This window comes from Streptomyces sp. GC420, assembly GCF_009916105.1.
Lineage (GTDB): Bacteria > Actinomycetota > Actinomycetes > Streptomycetales > Streptomycetaceae > Streptomyces.
The window spans coordinates 1-3133 of record NZ_JAAAXQ010000594.1; the positions used below are offsets into that span (position 1 = coordinate 1).

3 protein-coding genes are annotated in these 3133 nt (G+C 73.0%); 1 reads left to right on the forward strand and 2 read right to left on the reverse strand.

All coding sequences use genetic code 11. The features are described 5' to 3' along the window. Positions 1-126: 126 nt before the first annotated feature. Both GUY61_RS36615 and GUY61_RS36620 read right to left on the reverse strand, forming a co-directional pair. Entirely contained in the window at positions 127-1029 is a 903-nt protein-coding gene (locus GUY61_RS36615; RefSeq protein WP_166634617.1) for a Gfo/Idh/MocA family protein, read from the reverse strand. Between the two features lie 26 nt (positions 1030-1055). Beyond that, a complete protein-coding gene (locus GUY61_RS36620; RefSeq protein ID WP_166634615.1) occupies positions 1056-2282 on the reverse strand; it encodes an FAD-dependent monooxygenase in 1227 nt (408 codons plus the stop codon). Positions 2283-2362: 80 nt separating this feature from the next. Between GUY61_RS36620 and GUY61_RS36625 the strand changes: the two genes are divergently transcribed. Further along, on the forward strand, positions 2363-2977 hold the full coding sequence (locus tag GUY61_RS36625; protein ID WP_166634616.1) for a TetR/AcrR family transcriptional regulator: 615 nt from the start codon (positions 2363-2365) through the stop codon (positions 2975-2977). Positions 2978-3133 lie beyond the last annotated feature (156 nt).

Sequence of the window (3133 nt, forward strand, 5' to 3'; positions counted from 1 at the left end):
AGCCCGAGCAGGCCCACTACGAGGGCTTCCGGCCGCCTTGCGATGCTCCCCCTGCCTCCGGCGGGAGGTGCCCCCGGCACCGGACGCCGCTCCTCAGCGGGCAAACCCCGACCGACGCGGCACTAGCTAGTGGTGGTGGGCGAGTTCCATCAGGATCCGTTCGCACATGGCATGCGTCTCCAGGGCGTCCCGTGCGCCGAGCCGCTTCCCGGCGCGTACGGCGTCGAGGAAGGCCAGCACCGCCTGCTCGATGCCGCGCTGGCGGGCTACCGGCACCCAGTCGCCGCGCCGCCGCACCGACGGCTGCCCCTTGTGGTCGATCACCTCGGCGAGGTTGACGACCTCACGCTTGGTGTCCTGCCCGGACACCTCGAGGCGCTCCTCCGTCGAGCCGCTGAGCCGGTTCATGATGCCGAGCGCGGTGAAACCGTCCCCGGAGAGGTGGAGCACGATGTGGTGGAGCAGCCCGTCACGGATCCTGGCGCTGACCTCCATCCGGTCCGCGGGGCCCGGCATCAGGAAGCGCAGGGTGTCGACGACGTGGATGAAGTCGTCGAGGACGAGCAGGCGGGGCTCCTCGGGCAGACCGACCCGGTTCTTCTGCATCACGATCAGCTCGCGCGGGTGGTCGGTGCACTGGGCGTAGCCGGGTGCGAACCGCCGGTTGAAGCCGACGGCGAGACTCACGCCCCGCTCCTCCGCGAGGCGGACCAGGCGCTCCGACTCGGCGAGTTCGTATGCGAGCGGCTTGTCGACGTAGGTGGCGACGCCGGCTTCGAGGAGCCGGGCGGTGATCTCCGGGTGGGACTCGGTGGGGGTGTGCACGAAGGCGGCGTCGAGCCCCTGGTCGAGCAGTGCGTCGAGGTCGCGGTGCCGCTGTTCCAGGGGGACGCGGTAGCAGTCACCGGTCAGGGCCAGGGTGGCGGGCGTGCGGGTGTGGAGATGGAGCTCCAGGCCGCCCTGGCTGCCGAGGACCGGGAGGTACGCCTTGCGTGCGATGTCCCCGAGTCCGATGACGCCGATCTTCAGCGGGGCGAACGTCACCGGGGGCCTCCTCAACGTGGTGCGGCGGACTGCGTGTCCCGTGTTCCCGCAGCATACGTGGCGGACGGCGGGCGCCAGTCGGCGATGCCGTCGAAGGCCCGCAGGGCGAGGGCGGGCCCCATCCTGCCGACGGCGGCGACTGCCGCGTTGCGCAGGGCGACGGCCGCGGTGTTCTCCAGCATCGTCAGCCTGCCGGTGCGTGCCGAGCGGCGTACGACGTCCATGGTGCGCGGGAGCCGTTCGCGGGTGTAGTTCTCGAGGGCGTCCTGGAGGGGCCTTTCGCCGTTCACGAGGTGGGCGAGGACGATGGCGTCCTCGATGGCCTGGTTGCCGCCCTGGCCCATGCTGGGGGGCATGGCGTGGGCGGCGTCGCCGAGGAGCGCGGTCCTGCCGCGGTGGTAGGCGGGCAGTGCTTCCTTCATGAACCGCACGTCGTGCCGGAGCACGTCCTCGGGGGCGACGGAGGCGAGGATCGCGGGTACGGGGTGGTGCCAGTCGCCGAACAGGCGGAGCAGTTCCGCCTTCTCGTCGTCGGGGGCGCGCCCGCCCTCGGGGCGTGCGGCGGCGGCGTAGGCGTAGACCCGGCCGTCCTTCAGCGGCTGGGTGCCCCAGATCCGGCCGCGGCCCCAGGTCTCGTGCGGACGGAAGGGCCGCTCCGGCGCGGGCACGACGGCGCGCCAGGTGGTGAAGCCCGCGTACCGCGGCCCCGGGTGGCCGGGGAACAGGGTGCGCCTGACCCCGGAGTGGATGCCGTCGGCGCCGATGACGAGGTCGGCCTCCAGGGTGCCGTCGGGGGTGTCGAGGAGGGCGGGCCGGCCGCCGGGCTCGCCGGGGTCGGTGAGGGCGGCGGGGCTCGCCGTTCGTACTGCGCCTTCCGGCAGCCGGGCGGCGAGCAGTTCCGCGAGGGTGGCACGGTGCAGCAGGACCAGGGGGCCGCCGAAGCGTTCGGTGGCGGCGGAGCTGTCGGTGCGGGAGAGCCAGCGGCCGCCCGGTGTACGCAGGCCGCCCTCGCCCTGCCAGGCGGCCAGGGACCGGATCTCGTCGCCCAGTCCGATCACGTCGAGGGCGCGCAGGGCGTTGGGGGCCAGGGAGATGCCGGCGCCGACGGGGCGGAGTGAGTCCGCGCGTTCCAGGACGGTGACGCGCCGGCCTGCCCGGTACAGTGCGGCGGCGGCGGTCAGTCCGCCGATGCCGCCTCCGACGACGACCACGTGGCGTTGTGCGTCGGCTGCTGCCATGACTCCCCACTCCCTCTCTCACTACACCTGTAGTGAGAGCGACGATACTACGGCCGTAGTGCGCCCGCTAGATTGTCCCCATGTCCGTACGCGCCACCGGCGGTGCCTCCCGCCCCGAACTCATCGCCGACACCGCCCTCGTCCTGCTCGCCGAGCGCGGTCTGCGCGGGCTGACCCACCGGGCGGTGGACGAACTGGCCGGGCTGCCCCAGGGTTCGACCTCCAATCACGCCCGTACCCGTCTCGCGCTGCTGCAGACCGCCGTACGACGGCAGGCGGAGCGCGAGGCCCAGGTGCTCATCCCCGGAGAGCTGCCGGACGCGGCGGGCGGACCCGAGCTCCTCGTCGACGCGCTGGCACGCGCGCTGCACCGGTATCTCACCCGCCACCGCGGACTGCTGGTGTCGCGCTACGAACTGGCGCTCGAGGCCACCCGCAGGCCCGAACTGCGGGAGTTCTACGACGCGACGGGACGGCAGTTCCGCGACGTGCTGGCCGCCCTGATGAGGGGCGTCGGATCACCGGAGCCGGAGCGGCACGCCCTGTCCGTGATCGCGTGGAGCGAGGGAATGATGTTCTCCTGCGTCGCCGGCTCGTACCACTCCGAGGTGCCCGCCCACGAGGACCTGCGGCGCGGTTTCCGCGAGCTGCTGTGCGGCATGCTCGGCGGCGGCGCGGCGGACTCCGGCGGGTGAGCCCGGGCCCGCGTCACCCGTGCGAGCCAATTACCGCCTGTCGGCCACGTCAACCGGACCGGGAGGCATCAGAGTTGCCCGGGTGCAGAGAAGAACTACCGCAGCGGCGCTGCTGGTGGGAGCGGCGGTCTCGGCCCTGACGGGCTGCTGTCTCTT

Excerpts from the sequence above, each read along its gene's own strand:
- GUY61_RS36620 (WP_166634615.1), bottom strand. The coding sequence starts at position 2,282 with ATGGCAGCAGCCGACGCACAACGCCACGTGGTCGTCGTCGGAGGCGGC.
- GUY61_RS36625 (WP_166634616.1), top strand. The coding sequence starts at position 2,363 with ATGTCCGTACGCGCCACCGGCGGTGCCTCCCGCCCCGAACTCATCGCC.